Source organism: Enterobacter sp. SES19, assembly GCF_011765665.1.
Lineage (GTDB): Bacteria > Pseudomonadota > Gammaproteobacteria > Enterobacterales > Enterobacteriaceae > Enterobacter > Enterobacter pseudoroggenkampii.
This window is the reverse complement of sequence record NZ_CP050320.1, coordinates 4,366,520-4,383,751: the sequence shown is the minus strand read 5'-3', so window position 1 is coordinate 4,383,751 and position 17,232 is coordinate 4,366,520. Positions and strand designations below refer to the sequence as shown.

The 17,232-nt window shown below is 58.9% G+C and carries 19 protein-coding genes; 13 read left to right on the top strand and 6 right to left on the bottom strand.

Annotated elements, in window-relative coordinates:
- Positions 1-91: 91 nt before the first annotated feature.
- The 4 genes from ppiA to GXP72_RS21025 all read left to right on the top strand — a co-directional run bounded on the left by ppiA (position 92) and on the right by GXP72_RS21025 (position 3,255).
- Positions 92-664, top strand: coding sequence for a peptidylprolyl isomerase A (ppiA, locus tag GXP72_RS21040; RefSeq protein WP_090420647.1), 573 nt, complete (start codon positions 92-94; stop codon positions 662-664).
- A gap of 105 nt (positions 665-769) precedes the next feature.
- A complete protein-coding gene (locus GXP72_RS21035) occupies positions 770-1,354 on the top strand; it encodes a putative adenosine monophosphate-protein transferase Fic (RefSeq protein ID WP_024907930.1) in 585 nt (194 codons plus the stop codon).
- Positions 1,355-1,384: 30 nt separating this feature from the next.
- A complete protein-coding gene (gene pabA / locus GXP72_RS21030) occupies positions 1,385-1,948 on the top strand; it encodes an aminodeoxychorismate synthase component 2 (RefSeq protein ID WP_090420651.1) in 564 nt (187 codons plus the stop codon).
- A gap of 86 nt (positions 1,949-2,034) precedes the next feature.
- Positions 2,035-3,255, top strand: a complete 1,221-nt coding sequence (locus tag GXP72_RS21025) for an aspartate aminotransferase family protein (RefSeq protein WP_208763307.1) — start codon at positions 2,035-2,037, stop codon at positions 3,253-3,255.
- Here GXP72_RS21025 and GXP72_RS21020 read toward each other — a convergent pair.
- Together GXP72_RS21020 and crp are read right to left on the bottom strand one after the other, a co-directional pair.
- The gene (locus tag GXP72_RS21020; RefSeq protein WP_032648358.1) at positions 3,252-5,339 is read right to left on the bottom strand and encodes a YccS/YhfK family putative transporter; all 2,088 of its coding nucleotides are present in this window, start codon (positions 5,337-5,339) and stop codon (positions 3,252-3,254) included. The genes GXP72_RS21025 and GXP72_RS21020 overlap by 4 nt on opposite strands.
- 57 nt (positions 5,340-5,396) lie before the next feature.
- Positions 5,397-6,029 carry a cAMP-activated global transcriptional regulator CRP gene (crp, locus tag GXP72_RS21015; protein WP_000242758.1) on the bottom strand — a complete coding sequence of 211 codons (633 nt, stop codon included), beginning with the start codon at positions 6,027-6,029 and terminating at the stop codon, positions 5,397-5,399.
- Between the two features lie 311 nt (positions 6,030-6,340).
- On the opposite strand from crp, the gene GXP72_RS21010 reads away from it, so the two are divergent.
- Positions 6,341-6,745: an OsmC family protein gene (locus tag GXP72_RS21010; protein ID WP_008503018.1), complete on the top strand. Its 405-nt coding sequence runs from the start codon at positions 6,341-6,343 to the stop codon at positions 6,743-6,745.
- A gap of 66 nt (positions 6,746-6,811) precedes the next feature.
- Here the strand turns inward: GXP72_RS21010 and GXP72_RS21005 are convergent, their stop codons facing one another.
- Genes GXP72_RS21005 through GXP72_RS20995 form a run of 3 tightly spaced genes read right to left on the bottom strand, consistent with a single transcriptional unit; the run spans position 6,812 to position 8,949 of the window.
- Positions 6,812-7,681: a phosphoribulokinase gene (locus tag GXP72_RS21005; protein ID WP_008503017.1), complete on the bottom strand. Its 870-nt coding sequence runs from the start codon at positions 7,679-7,681 to the stop codon at positions 6,812-6,814.
- 30 nt (positions 7,682-7,711) lie between these two features.
- Positions 7,712-7,930, bottom strand: a complete 219-nt coding sequence (locus tag GXP72_RS21000; RefSeq protein ID WP_008503016.1) for a YheU family protein — start codon at positions 7,928-7,930, stop codon at positions 7,712-7,714.
- Entirely contained in the window at positions 7,927-8,949 is a 1,023-nt protein-coding gene (locus tag GXP72_RS20995; protein WP_032648359.1) for a hydrolase, read from the bottom strand. The genes GXP72_RS21000 and GXP72_RS20995 overlap by 4 nt, the downstream gene beginning before the upstream one ends.
- Before the next feature lie 228 nt (positions 8,950-9,177).
- Here GXP72_RS20995 and mdcA point away from each other — a divergent pair, with 228 nt between their 5' ends.
- The 8 genes from mdcA to mdcH all read left to right on the top strand — a co-directional run bounded on the left by mdcA (position 9,178) and on the right by mdcH (position 16,228).
- Positions 9,178-10,833, top strand: coding sequence for a malonate decarboxylase subunit alpha (mdcA, locus tag GXP72_RS20990; RefSeq protein ID WP_032648362.1), 1,656 nt, complete (start codon positions 9,178-9,180; stop codon positions 10,831-10,833).
- Positions 10,833-11,690 (top strand): triphosphoribosyl-dephospho-CoA synthase, encoded by an 858-nt coding sequence (locus GXP72_RS20985; RefSeq protein WP_090420658.1) that lies wholly within the window; start codon positions 10,833-10,835, stop codon positions 11,688-11,690. Before mdcA ends, GXP72_RS20985 begins: the two co-directional genes overlap by 1 nt.
- 9 nt (positions 11,691-11,699) lie before the next feature.
- Positions 11,700-11,999, top strand: coding sequence for a malonate decarboxylase acyl carrier protein (gene mdcC / locus GXP72_RS20980; protein ID WP_090420661.1), 300 nt, complete (start codon positions 11,700-11,702; stop codon positions 11,997-11,999).
- Positions 11,992-12,825, top strand: a complete 834-nt coding sequence (locus GXP72_RS20975; protein ID WP_090420664.1) for a biotin-independent malonate decarboxylase subunit beta — start codon at positions 11,992-11,994, stop codon at positions 12,823-12,825. Before mdcC ends, GXP72_RS20975 begins: the two co-directional genes overlap by 8 nt.
- A complete protein-coding gene (mdcE, locus tag GXP72_RS20970; protein WP_090420667.1) occupies positions 12,825-13,625 on the top strand; it encodes a biotin-independent malonate decarboxylase subunit gamma in 801 nt (266 codons plus the stop codon). Before GXP72_RS20975 ends, mdcE begins: the two co-directional genes overlap by 1 nt.
- A gap of 127 nt (positions 13,626-13,752) precedes the next feature.
- The gene (locus GXP72_RS20965; RefSeq protein ID WP_024907941.1) at positions 13,753-14,712 is read left to right on the top strand and encodes an AEC family transporter; all 960 of its coding nucleotides are present in this window, start codon (positions 13,753-13,755) and stop codon (positions 14,710-14,712) included.
- 2 nt (positions 14,713-14,714) lie between these two features.
- Positions 14,715-15,332 (top strand): malonate decarboxylase holo-ACP synthase, encoded by a 618-nt coding sequence (locus tag GXP72_RS20960; RefSeq protein WP_090420670.1) that lies wholly within the window; start codon positions 14,715-14,717, stop codon positions 15,330-15,332.
- Positions 15,332-16,228, top strand: a complete 897-nt coding sequence (mdcH, locus tag GXP72_RS20955; RefSeq protein ID WP_090420673.1) for a malonate decarboxylase subunit epsilon — start codon at positions 15,332-15,334, stop codon at positions 16,226-16,228. Before GXP72_RS20960 ends, mdcH begins: the two co-directional genes overlap by 1 nt.
- Before the next feature lie 62 nt (positions 16,229-16,290).
- Here the strand turns inward: mdcH and GXP72_RS20950 are convergent, their stop codons facing one another.
- Positions 16,291-17,223 (bottom strand): LysR family transcriptional regulator, encoded by a 933-nt coding sequence (locus tag GXP72_RS20950; protein WP_061716386.1) that lies wholly within the window; start codon positions 17,221-17,223, stop codon positions 16,291-16,293.
- Positions 17,224-17,232 lie beyond the last annotated feature (9 nt).

Genomic DNA, 17,232 nt, shown 5'->3' with positions numbered 1-17,232 from the left:
GTAAAATTAGGTAAAAGGCTGGTCTCCGTTCATACTGCTCTTTAGAATCAAGCCATTCGCTTTTTATACTGCGCTTTGTTAAGGAATTCTCATGCTCAAATCAACACTGGCGGCTGTCGCAGCTGTGTTTGCTCTTTCTGCCGTTTCCCCTGCTGCGCTGGCAGCCAAAGGGGATCCTCACGTTCTGCTGACCACCTCCGCCGGGAACATTGAGCTGGAACTGAATAGCCAGAAAGCTCCGGTTTCTGTGAAAAACTTCCTCGACTACGTGAACAGTGGTTTCTATAACAACACCACCTTCCACCGCGTGATCCCTGGCTTTATGGTGCAGGGCGGCGGCTTCAACGAGCAGATGCAGCAGAAGCAGCCGAACCCGCCTATTAAAAACGAAGCGGACAACGGCCTGCTGAACAAGCGCGGCACCATCTCCATGGCGCGTACCGCAGACAAAGATAGCGCGACCAGCCAGTTCTTCCTCAACGTGGCGGATAACGCCTTCCTCGACCACGGTCAGCGTGACTTCGGCTATGCGGTGTTCGGTAAAATCGTGCAAGGGATGGACGTGGCTGACAAAATTTCTCAGGTGCCTACTCACGACGTCGGTCCGTATCAGAATGTGCCGTCAAAACCGGTGGTTATCCTCTCCGCAAAAGTTCTGCCGTAATTCTTCTGAACGCGGGCTCTCCTGCCCGCGTGATGTCGCCCTCCCTGCGAAAGCGCGTTTTGCTGCTTATACTTGTGGCAAACGGACTATTCAGGGAGGCGTTAAGTGAAAAAACTCACCGACAAGCAAAAATCCCGTCTCTGGGAACAGCAGCGTAACGTCAATTTACAGGCCAGTTGTCTCCTTGAAAAAGGTAATGGTCCCTCGGAACCCCACATTGAGACGCTGGAGCTTGGGCCTTCCGCGCCCGGGTTGCCCCATCTGTGCCTTATTCATCGTCATCTGTACCGCAGCGAGATGAAGCGGGCAGGCGAACTCCGTACCGACGATATTTTCAAGGGTGACATTCCGTTCTGCCATTTCGAATACATCGAAAAGATGGGTAACGAGCTGATGGCGGCGCTGGAAAGCGAAAAATATCTTGTGGGTCTTGAGAAAGCGGCGTTTGTTGACCGGGTTAGCCACTATTACTGCGAAATCAACATGCTGCATCCCTTCATGCGCGGCAACGGTATTGCCCAACGCGTGTTCTTCGAGCAATTGGCGCTCCATGCAGGCTACGCGCTGGACTGGCGCGATATCGATCCCGAGCAGTGGGTGGCGGCTAACCGCAGCGGCGCAACGGGTGATTTATCCGCGCTGAACGCTATCTTTGCCAAAGTAGTGAGCGAAGCGCGGGAATCTGAGTAGAATAGGGCGGCATTTTTTTCGGGAGCCGCCATGATTCTGATGATTGATAACTACGATTCCTTCACCTGGAACCTTTACCAGTATTTTTGCGAACTGGGTGCCGAGGTGGTTGTTCGTCGCAACGACGAGATCGATCTCGCCGATATCGAGACGCTGGCTCCACAGAAAATCGTGATTTCTCCGGGGCCGTGTACGCCCTCGGAGTCGGGTATTTCTCTGGATGTGATCCAGCACTATGCCGGCAGGCTGCCGATCCTGGGCGTCTGTCTGGGCCATCAGGCGATTGCCCAGGTGTTTGGTGCCACCATCGTGCGCGCCGCCAAAGTGATGCACGGTAAAACCTCGCCGGTCACCCACACGGGCACCGGAGTGTTCACGGGGCTCAATAATCCGTTAACCGTGACGCGCTACCATTCCCTGGTCATTGACCCGCCGACGCTGCCCGACTGCTTTGAGGTGACGGCCTGGAGCGATACGCAGGAGATCATGGGGATTCGTCACCGCGAATGGGACCTCGAAGGCGTGCAGTTCCACCCGGAAAGCATCCTCAGCGAGCAGGGCCATGCGCTGCTGGCAAATTTCCTCCATCGCTGAATAACTGTTGCCTTGCTGTGATTTTTTATGCATATTTTGTGATTATATTTTCACAATCAATGTGACATAAAATGGATGGGCATGACATGGCAACTGAACAACCAGCAATTACCCGCGCGACTTTCGATGAAGTGATCCTGCCGATTTATGCACCGGCTGAGTTTATCCCAGTGAAGGGAAAGGGCAGCCGCGTCTGGGATCAGCAGGGTAAAGAGTATGTGGATTTCGCGGGCGGTATTGCGGTCACGGCGCTGGGTCATTGCCATCCCGCGCTGGTTGAGGCGCTAAAAACCCAGGGCGAAACCCTGTGGCACACCAGCAACGTGTTCACCAACGAACCGGCGCTGCGCCTGGGACGTAAGATCATCGATGCCACCTTCGCCGAGCGCGTGCTGTTTATGAACTCCGGCACCGAAGCCAACGAAACCGCCTTTAAGCTGGCGCGCTACTACGCCACAACGCGCCACAGCCCGTACAAAACCAAAATCATCGCCTTCCACAATGCCTTCCACGGACGCTCCTTCTTTACCGTCTCCGTTGGCGGCCAGCCGAAGTATTCCGACGGGTTTGGCCCGAAACCGGCTGATATCGTCCACGTGCCGTTTAACGATCTGCACGCGGTGAAGGCGGTGATGGACGACCATACCTGCGCGATAGTCGTTGAGCCGATCCAGGGTGAAGGCGGCGTGACGGCGGCAACCCCGGAATTCCTGAAAGGACTGCGCGAACTGTGCGACGAGCATCAGGCGCTGCTGGTCTTTGATGAAGTGCAGTGCGGAATGGGGCGTACCGGCGATCTGTTCGCCTATATGCACTACGGCGTGACGCCGGATATTCTGACCAGCGCGAAAGCGCTCGGCGGCGGTTTCCCGGTGAGTGCGGTACTGACGACGCAGGAGATCGCCTCCGCGTTCCACGTTGGCTCTCACGGCTCTACCTACGGCGGTAACCCGCTGGCGAGCGCCGTAGCGGGCGCCGCGTTCGACATCATCAACACGCCGGAGGTGTTGAACGGCGTTAGCGCGAAGCGCGAGCTGTTCGTAAAACACCTGCAAAAGATTGACGAGCAGTACGACGTGTTCAGCGAGATCCGCGGGATGGGACTGCTGATTGGCGCTGAGCTGAAGCCGCAGTACAAGGGACGCGCGCGTGATTTCCTGCATGCCGCCGCTCGCGAAGGGGTGATGGTGCTGAACGCCGGGCCGGACGTGATGCGCTTTGCGCCGTCGCTGGTGGTGGAAGATAAAGACATCGAAGACGGGTTAACCCGCTTTGCCGCCGCGGTCGCGAAGATCGTAAAAGGTTAATACGCCGTCCGCTTCAACCTGCGGGTTAGCCAAATCCCGTGATGCGGACGCTGACGCCATGCCACCGAAGAAATGGTGTGCATGGTGTTCAGATGCCCCAGTACGCGCTGCAAATGCTGCTCCAGGGTGCTCATTGGCCCGTGGGTTAACGTTTCCGGCGCTTCCAGAATGTTCGAATCTCCCGACTCACCCGGCGAGTCATATTCCAGACGCTGCTGACAGCGCTGCAGCGCAATTTCACACGACTGCAGGTAGCGCTGCGCCAGATCCGGCGTCAGCATCGTGTGCTCGCGCGCCAGCGTGGTCATGGCGTTAATATGCTCGACGATAAACTGGCTGTGCGTCACCCAGAGCTTCATGTCTGCCAGATAGTGCGAGTTAAAGCCCGGCTCCTGCATTGCCTGGTTGAGTGAGTTGAACAGGGCGTTGTGAGCCTGGTTGACCTTCATGCGCTGATAAGCCAGCGGAGAGGGCTGCGGGTCGTCGCTCAGGATCAGGCGAATGGCCTGCTGGTCGGCCTCCAGCGCGTCGTGGGCATTCTGGCGCAGCAGTCCGCTTTGCCACTGCGGCCAGAGCCAGACCATACCGCCGAAGGCAATCAGGCAGCCGATCAGGGTATCGATCAGCCTGGCGACAATAAACTGTTCGCCATTGAGCGTGAGTAGCTGCAGGGTGTATACCGCCGTCACCGTGAAGCCCACCATCGCCCAGCCGTAGTTTTTGCGGATAATCAGGTAGCTCACCAGCGTGATCGCCAGCATCCCTGCCAGGGTGTAGCCTTCCGGCACGTGGAAGTGCAGCGTCACGCCCGCAATGATCAGCCCGGCCATCGTTCCGCCCGCCCGATGCAGAATACGCACCCGCGTGGCGCCGTAGCCGTTCTGAGTGACAAACAGCACGGTCATTAATATCCAGTAGGGTTTCGGCAGATGCAGCGCCATGCCCATCAGGCTGGCGGTACTGAGCATCACGCTAATACGTGCGGCGTTGCGCAGGGCGGACGATTTAAGAGAAAGGTAGCTTTTGAGCGCGGGCAATAGCGGCAGCCGTTTCTGCTTATCCGCCATCAGGTCGCGGGGATAAAGCGGGCGCTGCGTGCGCAACACGCGGGCGATACGGCTGAAGTGCCAGGCGGCAAACTGGCCGACGGGGTTATCCGGATGCTGACGAGCGATTTTCTCCAGCGCGCCCAGTTGCTTATCCATGTTAAAGCGCGTCGGGTAGCGGTGATAGAGAATATCATCGGCCAGAACGCGCAGGCGTGCGGACACCGTCTGCGCGTTCCAGCGGATCACCGCTTCGGCGTGGCTGCGCTCGACCAGCTTTTGCACCTCCTGCGGGTGGTGCAGGCTCACGGAGATATGCTCCTGCAGATCCAGCCCGACCTGGAAGGTGCGCAGCAGCCGTTTGTACTCGTGGTTCTTGTTGGCGGCGAGCATATGCAGCTGCTGATAGCACTGGCTTATCAGATCCACCACCTTCTGCTGGCGCGTCAGCAGGGGCGGTAAGGATTTTTCCGGATCGGTATGCTGGGTCAGCAGGGTGTATTTGGCTTCGCAGTAATCCGCAAGCTGCACATAGAGCAGGCTCAGGGATTCACGCAGCGGCTGCTCCCGCCACAGCCAGAACCAGAACCAGTTAAACAGGCCGTACCATAATGTCCCCAGGGCGTAGATCAGCAGCGGCTCCCACACCGGCATATTCCCGGCGAGGCTCAGCGTGAAAATGGCCGCAATCAGCGACGCGGGAAGCAGGCGGGCGTGCAGCGAACTGATTTCCGCCGTGACGCCGAGGGTCATCGCCAGCACGGTCAGGATCAGCGGCAGCGGGATATCACGAGCCAGTAACAGCTGTACGGCGAGGCTACAGCCCGCAAACAGGCAGCCGCCGATAATCAGGCGTTTGAAAAAGCGCTTATGCGGCGTGTCCAGACCGGCGATGTTGCAGCAGGCAGGCACGAGGGAAAACAGCAGACCTTGCTGAAGATGTCCGAGGATCAGGCCTATGGCCACGGGAAGACACAACACCAGCGTTTGTCGCAGTGCGTAGTTAACTTCCGGGTGATAGATCAGCCTGCGCCACATGGGGAGTAGAGACAAAAACGGCGTGACACCTTGCGATGGCACGCCGTTTAAGCGGAATTAACGCGTTCCGTAAACCACGATGGTTTTACCGTGGGCGGAGATCAGGTTTTGATCTTCCAGCATTTTCAGGATACGGCCCACTGTTTCACGGGAGCAACCGACGATCTGACCAATTTCCTGACGGGTAATTTTAATTTGCATGCCGTCCGGGTGGGTCATGGCGTCTGGCTGTTTCGCCAGGTTCAGCAGGGTCTGTGCGATACGGCCAGTCACGTCCAGGAAGGCGAGGTTGCCCACTTTCTCTGAGGTGACCTGCAGACGGCGCGCCATCTGGGAAGAAAGACGCATCAGGATGTCAGGGTTAACCTGAATCAGCTGACGGAACTTCTTGTAAGAAATTTCAGCCACTTCACATGCTGTCTTTGCACGAACCCAGGCGCTACGTTCCTGGCCCTCTTCAAACAGGCCCAGTTCACCGATGAAATCGCCCTGGTTCAGATAAGAAAGGATCATCTCTTTCCCTTCTTCATCTTTGATCAGCACTGCCACCGAGCCTTTAACGATGTAATACAACGTTTCCGCTTTTTCACCCTGGTGAATCAGCGTGCTCTTTGATGGGTACTTATGAATGTGGCAATGAGACAAGAACCATTCGAGAGTCGGGTCTGTTTGCGGTTTGCCAAGCACCATGCGCTGTTATCCTCTGTTATAAGCTGTCACCAGAGTCATCAGATGCATCCGGACTCTGGGGTTGCAATCGAATTCTTACCCATACCCTGGGAAGTCGGCTACCGTAACGTTTCGCAGCCAGTAAAGTTTGATGTCCTCTGCATACATGTGTAACGTCAATGTATTACTGTAGCATCCAGAGTGTTTTAGCATAGCTTTCGCCGCGTGTCTCCTGGTGTCTCGCTTCAGCATGATGCAGGTCGCCTTCCATTGCGAGAAATGTAACGCACGCGTAATCTGTCACCAAAAATGCAACGTTGGAGTTTAAGAATATGCAAGCGCGCGTGAAATGGGTTGAAGGTTTAACGTTCCTGGGCGAGTCCGCGTCAGGGCACCAGATTTTGATGGACGGTAACTCCGGCGATAAAGCGCCCAGCCCAATGGAAATGGTGCTGATGGCGGCAGGGGGATGCAGCGCCATTGACGTGGTGTCGATTCTGCAAAAAGGCCGTCATGACGTGACGGATTGTGAGGTGAAACTGACGTCAGAACGTCGCGAAGAGGCGCCACGCCTGTTCACCCATATTAATCTGCACTTTGTGGTTACCGGTAAAGAGTTGAAGGACGCGGCGGTCTCGCGTGCGGTTGACCTGTCTGCGGAGAAGTACTGCTCTGTGGCGTTAATGCTGGAGAAAGCGGTAAAAATCACGCATTCGTATGAAGTGATCGAGGCTTAATTATTGGGGCATCGTGCGTGTTGATGCCCTCACCCTAACCCTCTCCCACAGGGAGAGGGAACATGTTCACGCAATCTGCTTCCCTTCCATCAGTCGCTCCACCAGCGGCGTCATGATGAGCTCCATCGCCAGCCCCATTTTTCCGCCCGGCACGACTAACGTATTCATGTGCGAAATAAACGAGCCCTGCAGCATGGCCAGTAGCCAGGGGTAATCAATGCCTTCGAGATTGCGGAAATGGATCACCACAAAGCTCTCATCCAGAGACGGGATGCTTTTGGCCGCAAACGGGTTGGAGGTATCCACCGTCGGCACGCGCTGGAAGTTGATATGGGTGCGGGAGAACTGCGGCGTCAGGAAGTTGATGTAATCTTCCATGGAGCGCACCACCGAGTCCATCACCGCCTCTCGTGAATGGCCGCGCTCGCTCATGTCGCGCGTCAGCTTCTGGATCCACTCCAGGTTAACGATAGGGACCACGCCGACCAGCAGATCCACGTGGCGCGCCACGTCGTGTTGAGGGGTGACCACGCCACCGTGCAATCCTTCGTAAAACAGCACGTCGGTGGGTTCCGGCAGAGGTTGCCACGGGGTGAACGTCCCCGGCACCTGATTCCAGGGAACGGCTTCATCATAGGTATGCAGATACTTGCGGGACTGCCCTTTGCCGCTCTGACCGTACTCGATAAAGGTTTGTTCCAGCAGGCCGAAGTCATTGGCTTCCGGGCCGAAATAGCTGATGTGTTTACCCAGATCGCGCGCCTTACGGATGGCCATATCCATCTCCGGACGCGTGTAGCGGTGAAAGCTGTCGCCTTCGACCTCCGCCGCACGAAGATTCAGCTGGGCGAAAATCTTGCGAAAGGCGAGGCTGGTGGTGGTGGTTCCCGCACCACTCGACCCCGTAACGGCAATAACCGGATGTCTGGCAGACATAGCAACTCCCTGACTTAAAAGGGTGGAAGATCAGCCGTGAAACGCGTTGCGGGGCATGATATTGACCGTCTCATGCAGTTCTGACCACACCAGCACCACGTCGCCGCTTTTCAGCTGGCGCTTTACATCGTTGACCTTTTGCTCAAGCGAGCGTTCCTGTTCACCATAATCGGTGCCTTCGCGTAATACAAAGCTTTCAATCAGATTATCGAGCGTTTCGGGAGCCAGATCCTGCCAGGGAATAATCATTTTGCACCGTCCAGATAAGGGGTTAGCCAGTCAGGAATACGCGTCTCAAGCCACATTTTCGGGCGGCGCAGCGTACCGCCGATAAACCCGACGTGGCCGCCGTGCTCGGTCAACTGATAGTGAACGTTGTCGGGCAGGAATTCCTGAGCGGGGATCGAGTGATGATCCATAAACGGGTCATCTTTGGCATGGATGATCAGCGTCGGCTGCGTGATCTTGCTGAGCAGCGGCATGGCGCTGCACTGACGATAATAGTCAATCGCATCGGCGAAGCCGTGGATTTTCGCGGTGATCAGGTCGTCGAACTCGCGAATACGGCGCACCTTTTTCAACTGGCGCAGGCTGACCGGCAGGGTATCCGGATAGGCTTTCAGCTTACGCGCCGCGTTGGCCTTCAGCAGGTTGAGCAGGTAGCGCTGATAGACGCGGGAAAAGCCTTTATCCATGTGGTAGCTGCACTGCTCCAGCATAAACGGTGCGGAGACAATGACGGCGGCATCCAGCGGGACGCTTTCACCCTCTTTGGCCAGCAGGCAGGCCAGCATATTGCCGCCCAGCGAGTAGCCCACCGCGGCGGTCGGCACGGTGCCAAAGTTGTCCCGCAGCCAGTGTAAAAACCACGTTCCGTCTTCGGTTTCACCCGAGTGATAAATGCGTTTCTGACGATTCGGTTCGCCGCTGCAGCCGCGAAAATGCATCACCACGCCGAGCCAGCCGCGCGCTTTTGCCGCCTCAATTAACCCGTGTGCATATGGGCTGTGCAGGCTGCCTTCCAGACCGTGAAAGACCACCAGGCGCGGCTTATGGCGGGCCTGCTCCGGCGCTTCGCTCCAGGCGAGATCCAGAAAATCACCGTCTGGCAGGTCAAGCCGCTGCCAGTGTGGGGTGAACTGAACCTTGCGGCGGATCAGTCGCGGCAGCATGGTCTGCAAATGGCGATTGGCCACGCCGCGCATAGGCACGAACTCAGTGCTGTCTTCGGCCGCAATGTCGAAGTCTGATGGAATGATTTGGGTCATAAGGGCGATGCTGATTCTTGTCAGAAATTTACGGTACTTTCCGAATTGTACCCCGTTTAGCCTGGTTTTCCGAAACATGAACTGATCCCGATCACAAATCTTTACCTTGATTATTACTCTCAGGCTAATGATTCCACTCTACGCTTAATTGATGCCTTTCTCACCAGAGCGCACACTTTACTCAACGTTAAGCAAATCAAAATGATTAGCTGAATCAGGAGGTTAATAATGTTATCTGGGCAAACACCCACCCGGCAATGGAACACGCGACGCAGCGAAAAAGCGCGTCGCCTGGCGTCCGTACCGGTGCAGGGCAAGGTACTGCCAACCGGCGATCTTGTCGCCATGCTGGAAAAACTGATCGCGCCTGGCGACAAGGTCGTTCTGGAAGGTAACAACCAGAAGCAGGCGGATTTCCTTTCCCGCTCGCTGGCCGAAGTGAATCCGCAAATTGTCCACGACCTGCATATGATCATGCCGAGCGTCGGCCGCAGCGAGCATCTGGATATCTTCGAGAAAGGCATCGCCCGCAAGCTGGATTTCTCCTTCTCCGGGACGCAGAGCCTGCGAATCTCCCAGCTGCTGGAAGACGGTCAGCTCGAAATCGGCGCAATTCACACCTACATCGAACTTTACTCACGTCTCTACGTCGACCTGTCGCCCAACGTGGCGCTGATTGCCGGCTTTAAAGCCGACCGCAAAGGCAACCTCTACACCGGGGCGAGCACCGAAGATACCCCGGCGCTGGTGGAAGCCGCTGCGTTCCACGACGGCATCGTCATCGCGCAGGTGAACGAGCTGGTGGACGACGAATGCGAGCTGCCGCGCGTGGATATCCCGGGCTCCTGGATCGATTACGTCGTGGTTGCCGATAAGCCGTTCTTTATCGAACCGCTGTTCACCCGCGACCCACGCCTCATTAAACAGGAACATATCCTGATGGCGATGATGGCCATCAAAGGCATCTACGCGGAGCACCAGGTGCAGTCCCTGAACCACGGTATCGGCTTTAACACCGCAGCGATCGAGCTGCTGCTGCCCACCTACGGCGAACAGCTCGGCCTGAAGGGCAAAATCTGTAAACACTGGACGCTGAACCCCCATCCGACGCTGATCCCCGCCATCGAAAGCGGTTGGGTGGAGAGCGTGCACTGCTTCGGCGGCGAGCTGGGGATGGAAGAGTACATCCGCGCGCGTCCGGACGTCTTCTTTACCGGTGCCGACGGCTCTATGCGTTCCAACCGTGCCTTCTGCCAGCTGGCAGGCCAGTACGCGGTGGATATGTTCATCGGCTCTACGCTGCAGGTTGACGGCTATGCCAACTCCTCAACCGTGACCCGCGGTCGTCTTTCCGGCTTCGGCGGTGCGCCAAACATGGGCCATGACCCGCACGGTCGCCGCCACGCCACGCCGGCCTGGCTGAACATGATCACCGAGCCGGACCCGATGCAGCGCGGTAAAAAGCTGGTCGTGCAGATGGTCGAAACCTTCCAGGCAGGCGTGAAGCCAACCTTCGTGGAAAAACTCGATGCCGTAGACGTGGCGAAAGCCTCCGGCATGCCGCTGGCACCGGTGATGATTTACGGCGATGACGTGACGCACGTGCTGACGGAAGAGGGGATTGCCTACCTCTACCGGGCGAAAGATCTGGAAGAGCGTCGGGCCATGGTTGCCGCCGTCGCGGGGATCACCGACATCGGCCTGGGCGTGGACGCCAAACGCGTGGCGGAACTGCGCCAGAGCGGCAAGGTTGTGTATCCGGAAGATATGGGGATTCGCCGCACTGACGCCACCCGCTCTCTGCTGGCGGCAGGCAGCGTGTCTGACCTCGTGGAATGGTCCGGCGGTTTGTATAACCCACCTGCGAAATTCCGGAGCTGGTAATGAAACTTCTCCCCCAGATTCAGGTTGAAGGCGGTGCCGAATGGCTGGCGCGAACCGCCACGCAGTGTCTGATTGACGAAGCACGTTTAAGCCCGAAACCCGGTCTGGTGGACAGTCGGGGGAACGGCGCGCACCACGATTTATCCCTTGCGCTGATGGAGCGCTCCGCGCACAGCCTGACCTCCACGTTTCAGGCGCTGGCGCAGCAAAGCTGGCAGCGTCCGGCAGATATTGCGCTTCGGCAAACCGTCGGGCGACTCGGTCGCGAAGGCGAGCAGCAAATGATGTCCGCAACCGGGGGCGTAAACACCCATCGCGGCGCGATTTGGGCGCTGGGATTGCTGGTCAGCGCGGTGGCGATGCTCGGCGGTGATGCCAGGGCGCAAGACGTCGCCCGCACCGCCGCACAGCTGGCGAGACTGCCGGACGACGCGGCGCCGAAGGTGTTCAGTAAAGGCCTGCGCGCCACGCACCGTTACCGCGTGCCGGGCGCGCGTGAAGAGGCGCAGCAGGCGTTTCCGCACGTTATGCAGCGTGCGCTGCCGCAGCTTCGTCTGAGCCGCCTCAACGGCAGCAGCGAAACGCACGCCAGGCTCGACGCGCTGATGGCCATCATGACCTCACTCACCGACACCTGCGTGCTGTCACGTGCCGGAATGGAAGGGCTTGACGCCATGCAGGACGGCGCCCGTGCGGTGCTGAACGCCGGCGGCAGCGCAGCGCCTGCGGGCCAGCAGGCGCTGGCCAGGTTAGACCGTCAGATGCTGGCGCTCAACGCCTCACCGGGCGGCGCTGCCGACCTGCTTGCCGCCACGCTGTTTCTCGACCGCATCGAAACGCCAAATTCAAAGCATTAAGAGGATGTTATGGAAAAAATCACATTGACCATGCCAGCCAGCCGCGCGTTGAGCGGCAGGGCGCTGGCAGGGGTAGTCGGTTCCGGGGATATGGAGGTACTCTTCACCGCCGAACCGGGCCAGACGTTAACCATTGATATCACCACCTCCGTGGACAACAGCCGGGGGCGCTGGGAGGCGCTGTTCAACCGTCTGCAAACCGTCAGCAGCCTGCCCGCAGGGAAGTTGACCATCCACGACTTCGGCGCGACGCCGGGCGTGGCCCGCATTCGCATCGAACAGGTTTTTGAGGGGGTGAGCCATGCGTGATGACAACAGCTTTATCGAACTGAAAGCGCGCCAGCGCGCGCAGGCTCTGCTCGACGAGGGCAGCTACCGCGAACTGCTGGATCCGTTTGAAGGCATTATCTCTCCGTGGCTTGGGCCGCAGGGGATTGTTCCTCAGGCCGATGACGGCATGGTCGTCGCAAAAGGAACCATCAACGGTCAGCCTGCGGTCGTGGTCGCGATTGAAGGCGCGTTCCAGGGCGGCAGCATGGGCGAAGTGTCCGGTGCAAAAATGGCGGCGGCGCTGGAGCTGGCGGCGGAAGATAACCGCAACGGCATTCCGACGCAGGCGGTGCTGTGCCTCGAGACCGGCGGCGTGCGCCTGCAGGAAGCGAACCTCGGCCTGGCGGCGATTGCCGATATCCACGCCGCGATTGTTGACCTGCGCCGCTACACCCCGGTGGTGGGGATTGTGGCCGGGACCGTGGGCTGCTTCGGCGGGATGTCCATCGCGGCAGCGCTGTGCAGTTACCTGATTGTGACCCGCGAAGCGCGTCTTGGTCTTAACGGCCCGCAGGTTATCGAGCAGGAGGCGGGCATTGAGGAGTACGACTCCCGCGATCGTCCGTTTATCTGGAGCATGACCGGCGGCGAAGTGCGCTATCAAAGCGGGCTGGTGGATGCGCTGGTAGGCGACGGCGTAAACGCGGTGAAAGCGGCGATGAACGACGCGATTGCGAAAGGCGTGCCGGCGAAACACCGCACCGACAACTACGACGATTACCTGAACCGTTTAACGAATTTCGACACCCGCAAACAGGCCGATGCCGAACAGATTAACGCGCTTTTTGCCCGGGAGGTGAAATGATGAGTAATTCAAAAAGCCGTGGCGAGCTCTGGCTGGAAACCCTCGCCCCGAATGTCAAACGTATCGCGGGACTGTGCCCGTCCGTGCAGGCGGCAGACGGCGAGCTGAACGGTGAATCGGTGCGCTTTGTCGCCGTGGTGCCGGATGCCAACAACCACTTCCCGCGCGCGGCGCAGGGCGAAGTTGGTCTGCTGGAAGGCTGGTGGCTTGCGAAAGTGGTCAGCGAAACCGTCGCGGCGGATGCCGATAAAGCCGTGAAGCGCCCGATTGTGGCGGTGATCGACGTCCCAAGCCAGGCCTATGGCCGTCGCGAAGAGGCGTTTGGTATTCATCAGGCGCTGGCCGGTGCGGCGGCAGCCTATGCGAATGCGCGCCTGGCCGGTCACCCGGTGATTGGGCTGATCGTCGGCAAGGCAATGTCCGGCGCGTTCCTGGCGCACGGCTACCAGGCCAACCGTCTGATCGCCTTTAATGACAAGGGCGTGCTGATCCATGCGATGGGCAAAGAGTCCGCGGCGCGCATCACGCTGCGAACCGTCGAGGCGCTGGAAAAACTGGCGGCGACCATTCCGCCCATGGCGTACGACATCGGCAACTACGCCACGCTGGGGCTGCTCTCTAACCTGCTGGATATCAGCAACCCGGATGCCCCCTCCGATAACGATCTGACGCTGGTGAAAACCACCCTGCAACAGGCCATCAGTGACGCTCGTCAGGACACCACCCTGAAAAACCGTCTGGGTGCTGACAACCGCCGCAGCTCGGCGCTCGTACGCGAACGTATGCGAGCCAGCTGGTAAGTAAAAAAAAGACCTGCCGGAGATGCAAACCCCGTGGGCGCGCCCGCTGCGCCCGCGCGGGAGCCTGCATCCTGAAAAATAATAAACATCGCACCAGTGCTAAAACTTTTTTTACTACAGGTGATTTATGACTTACGTAATTGTTCATGCTCTTGCACCGATTTTCGTCATCATGCTGCTGGGATTCTGGGCCGGTAAGGCAAAGATGGTCGATAACAAAAATGTATCCCTGCTCAATATCTTCGTGATGGATTTTGCACTGCCTGCCGCGCTGTTTAGCGCCACCGTGCAAACGCCGTGGACCGGCATCGTGGCGCAGTCGCCGCTGATTCTGGTTCTCACTCTGGCGATGTGGATCACCTATGCGGCCATCTACTTCCTCGCCACGAAAGTCTTTAAGAAATCCCCGCAGGACGCGGCCGTGCTGACCCTGACGGTAGCTTTACCGAACTATGCAGCGCTTGGCCTGCCGATTCTGGGCAGCGTGCTGGGTGAAGGTTCGTCCACGTCGCTTTCCGTTGCGGTCTCTATTGCCTGCGGTTCGGTGCTGATGACCCCGTTCTGCCTGCTGATCCTGGAGCGGGAAAAAGCGCGCGCTGAGGGGAATAACTCCGGCTCAACGCTCTCCATGCTGCCGGTGCTGATGTGGCGCTCCATTAAAAAACCGATCGTGATGGGCCCGCTGCTGGGCGTGATTCTGTCCGCCATCGGGATCAAAATGCCGGAACTGGTTCTTGCAGCGATTAAACCGCTGGGGCTGTCCGCCACCGCTGCCGCGCTGTTCCTGACCGGGGTGATCCTCTCTGCCCGTAAGCTGCAGATCAACACCATGGTGATTACGTCAACCATCGCCAAGCTGCTGATTCAGCCAGCGATTGCCTGGGGTATTGTGCTGATCTTCGGCCTGCATGGCTCCGTGGCGATCACCGCTATCCTGATGATTGCACTTTCTGCGGGCTTCTTCGGCGTGGTGTTCGGTAACCGCTTTGGCGTGCAGTCGCCGGATGCTGAAGCCGTGCTGCTGTTAAGCTCCGTACTGTGTATCCTGTCGCTGCCGCTGTTTATCTCGCTGACTTCAGGAATGTAATTATGACCACAACATTACGCCCGCACGACCTCATCTGGCTTACCGCGCGCGATGCGCTGGAAGGCATCACCGAATCCTGGGTGGAGGCGGCCTGGCATACCGGCCTGCCGGTGGTGGTGCGGCGTGATGTTGACAGTGAAGGCCGGATCCCCGTTGGCGTGCGCGGACTGCGCCGCGACCAGCGGGCGGCCGGGTGGGTGAAGCCGGAAAACGTGTTACGCGTGGTTTCACCGGAAGACCTGAGCGTTGCGGCCGATCTGCTGCGCTCGCCGTTTGTTACCCAGCCACCCGTTCAGGTGGCGCTGCAGCTTTCTCAGCAGGCGTGGCCGTGGAAGTGGGGCATTACCGGCAGCACCGGCTACGCGCTGGCGACCGGTATTCCGGTTATTCATGCCGACAGCGATCTTGATCTGCTGATCCGCGCCCCGCACGCCGTTTCCCCTGATGCGTTTGCTGGCTGGCAGTCTCAGCTTAGCCGGGCGCTGTGTCGGGCGGATACGCAGGTGGATACCCCCGAGGGTGGCTTTGCGCTGGCAGAGTGGCTGCGCGACGGCAAAACGCTGCTGAAAACCCGCCGAGGACCGCGCCTGGTGGCGGATCCGTGGCGCAGGGAGGAGTGATGAAAATAGTGTTTACCTTTCCGGGGCAGGGTACGCAGCACGAAGGTATGCTGCAAAATTTGCCGGGAACGGAGCTGGAACGGGCGCGAGAGGTGCTTGGCGCCGAAGTGGATACGCTGGACAGCGCAGACGCGCTAACCCATACCCGTGCGGTCCAGCTGTGTCTGCTGATTTCAGGCGTGGCCTGGGGGCGAGAGCTGGAGCGTCGCGGCGTGACGCCGGATATCGTTAGCGGGCTGTCCATCGGCGCTTATCCGGCGGCGGTTATCGCAGGCGCACTGGACTTTTCGGACGCGCTGAGGCTGGTGGCGCTGCGCGGTGACCTGATGGAGCAGGCGTACCCGCACGGCTACGGCCTGACGGCCATCATGGGCTTAACCCTGCCGCAGGTGGAAGACCTTATCCAGGGCACCGGGACCTACATTGCCAACCTGAATGCCGAAACGCAGATCGTGATTGCCGGAGCCGATCAAGGAATGGCGCAGGCGGCGGCACGCGCGCTGGCGAAAGGGGCGAGCAAGGCCAAACGGCTGGCGGTCAGCGTGCCGTCCCACTGCGAACTGCTGGCGGAACCGGCACAAAAGCTGGCGGAGGCGTTTAAATCCGTCACGCTTTCACGCCCACGCTGCGCCTATCTGAGCGGCAGCACCGGGCGCGTGCTGTGGCAGCCGGAAAAGATCGCCGACGATCTGGCGATGAACATGGCGCGTACGGTGCGCTGGCAGGAGGCGATGATTTCAGCGAATGAACGCGAAGCCCGGCTGGCGATTGAAATGCCGCCTGGCGGCGTACTGACCTGCCTGACGCGTCAGGCGCCGTGGGAAGGAGAGACGATTTCACTGGAGCGCAGCGGGGTGGACGTGGCGGTGCATCTGGCGCGTCGGCTTCGCGGGTGAGTTTTTAGTCCGGTGGCGGCTACGCCTTACCGGGCCTACGGGTTCGGTTGCCTTGTTTTGTATCACGTACTTTCCTGCAGGCTGCGCGCATACATCCGCCCTTCGGCGGCTAATGCCCGCAGGCTCGGGTCCTGCTCGCGGTTGCGGGCAAAGACGATCGCGATCAGCTGCTGCATCTGGTACGGCTCCGCCAGCTTCAACAGCTGCACGGAATTCTCATACACTTTCTTCATCCTGCCCGGCATTAGCGTAAATCCAACACCTGCCTGCACCAGGCTGAGCATCGAGAAAATGTCATTCACCCGGGTAACTATCTCCGGCTCGAATCCGGCGATATGAAAGGCTTCCTGAAACCCTGCATAGGTGGCGAACCCTTCTGCCAGAGCGACAAATTTCTGGTCTTTGTAATCACGCAGATCCGCGGGGCCGCGAGTATTCAGCGTGGCGGAAGCCGGTGCGGCAAGGAAAATGTCGTCGTGGAACAGGGGCAGCACTTCGAGGCTGTTACGGTCAATGTCGCTTTCGGAGATGGAGATAAGAATCGCGTCCAGCGAGCCTTCATCCAGCATGTGCAGCAGGGTGTCGTTGGAGCCCATCGTCAGATCCATCTCCAGATCCGGACGACGCAGCTTCATGCCCATGATCAGACGCGGCACGGTTTCCAGGGTGAGCGAGTAGAGCGTCCCGACTCGCAGCCGCCCCTGACCGATCCCGGCAATTTTGCGCGACGCTTCCAGCCCGCGCTCCATCACCTGCATCACCTCCTGGCAATACTCCAGCAGCGTCCAGGCGGAAGGCAGGGCAATCAGGTTGCGCCCCTTATGGGTAAAGAGCGGGCAGCGCACGTTTTCTTCCAGCGTGTGCAGTGCACGGTGAACGCTGACGCCGCTCAGGCCCAGAGTTTCGGCGGTACGCGCGATATTCCCCTTCTCCATAAACGTCATGAAGATGCTGAGCTTGCGGAATGTAATCTCGCTTGTGATATCGAAACTCATAGCCCTCCC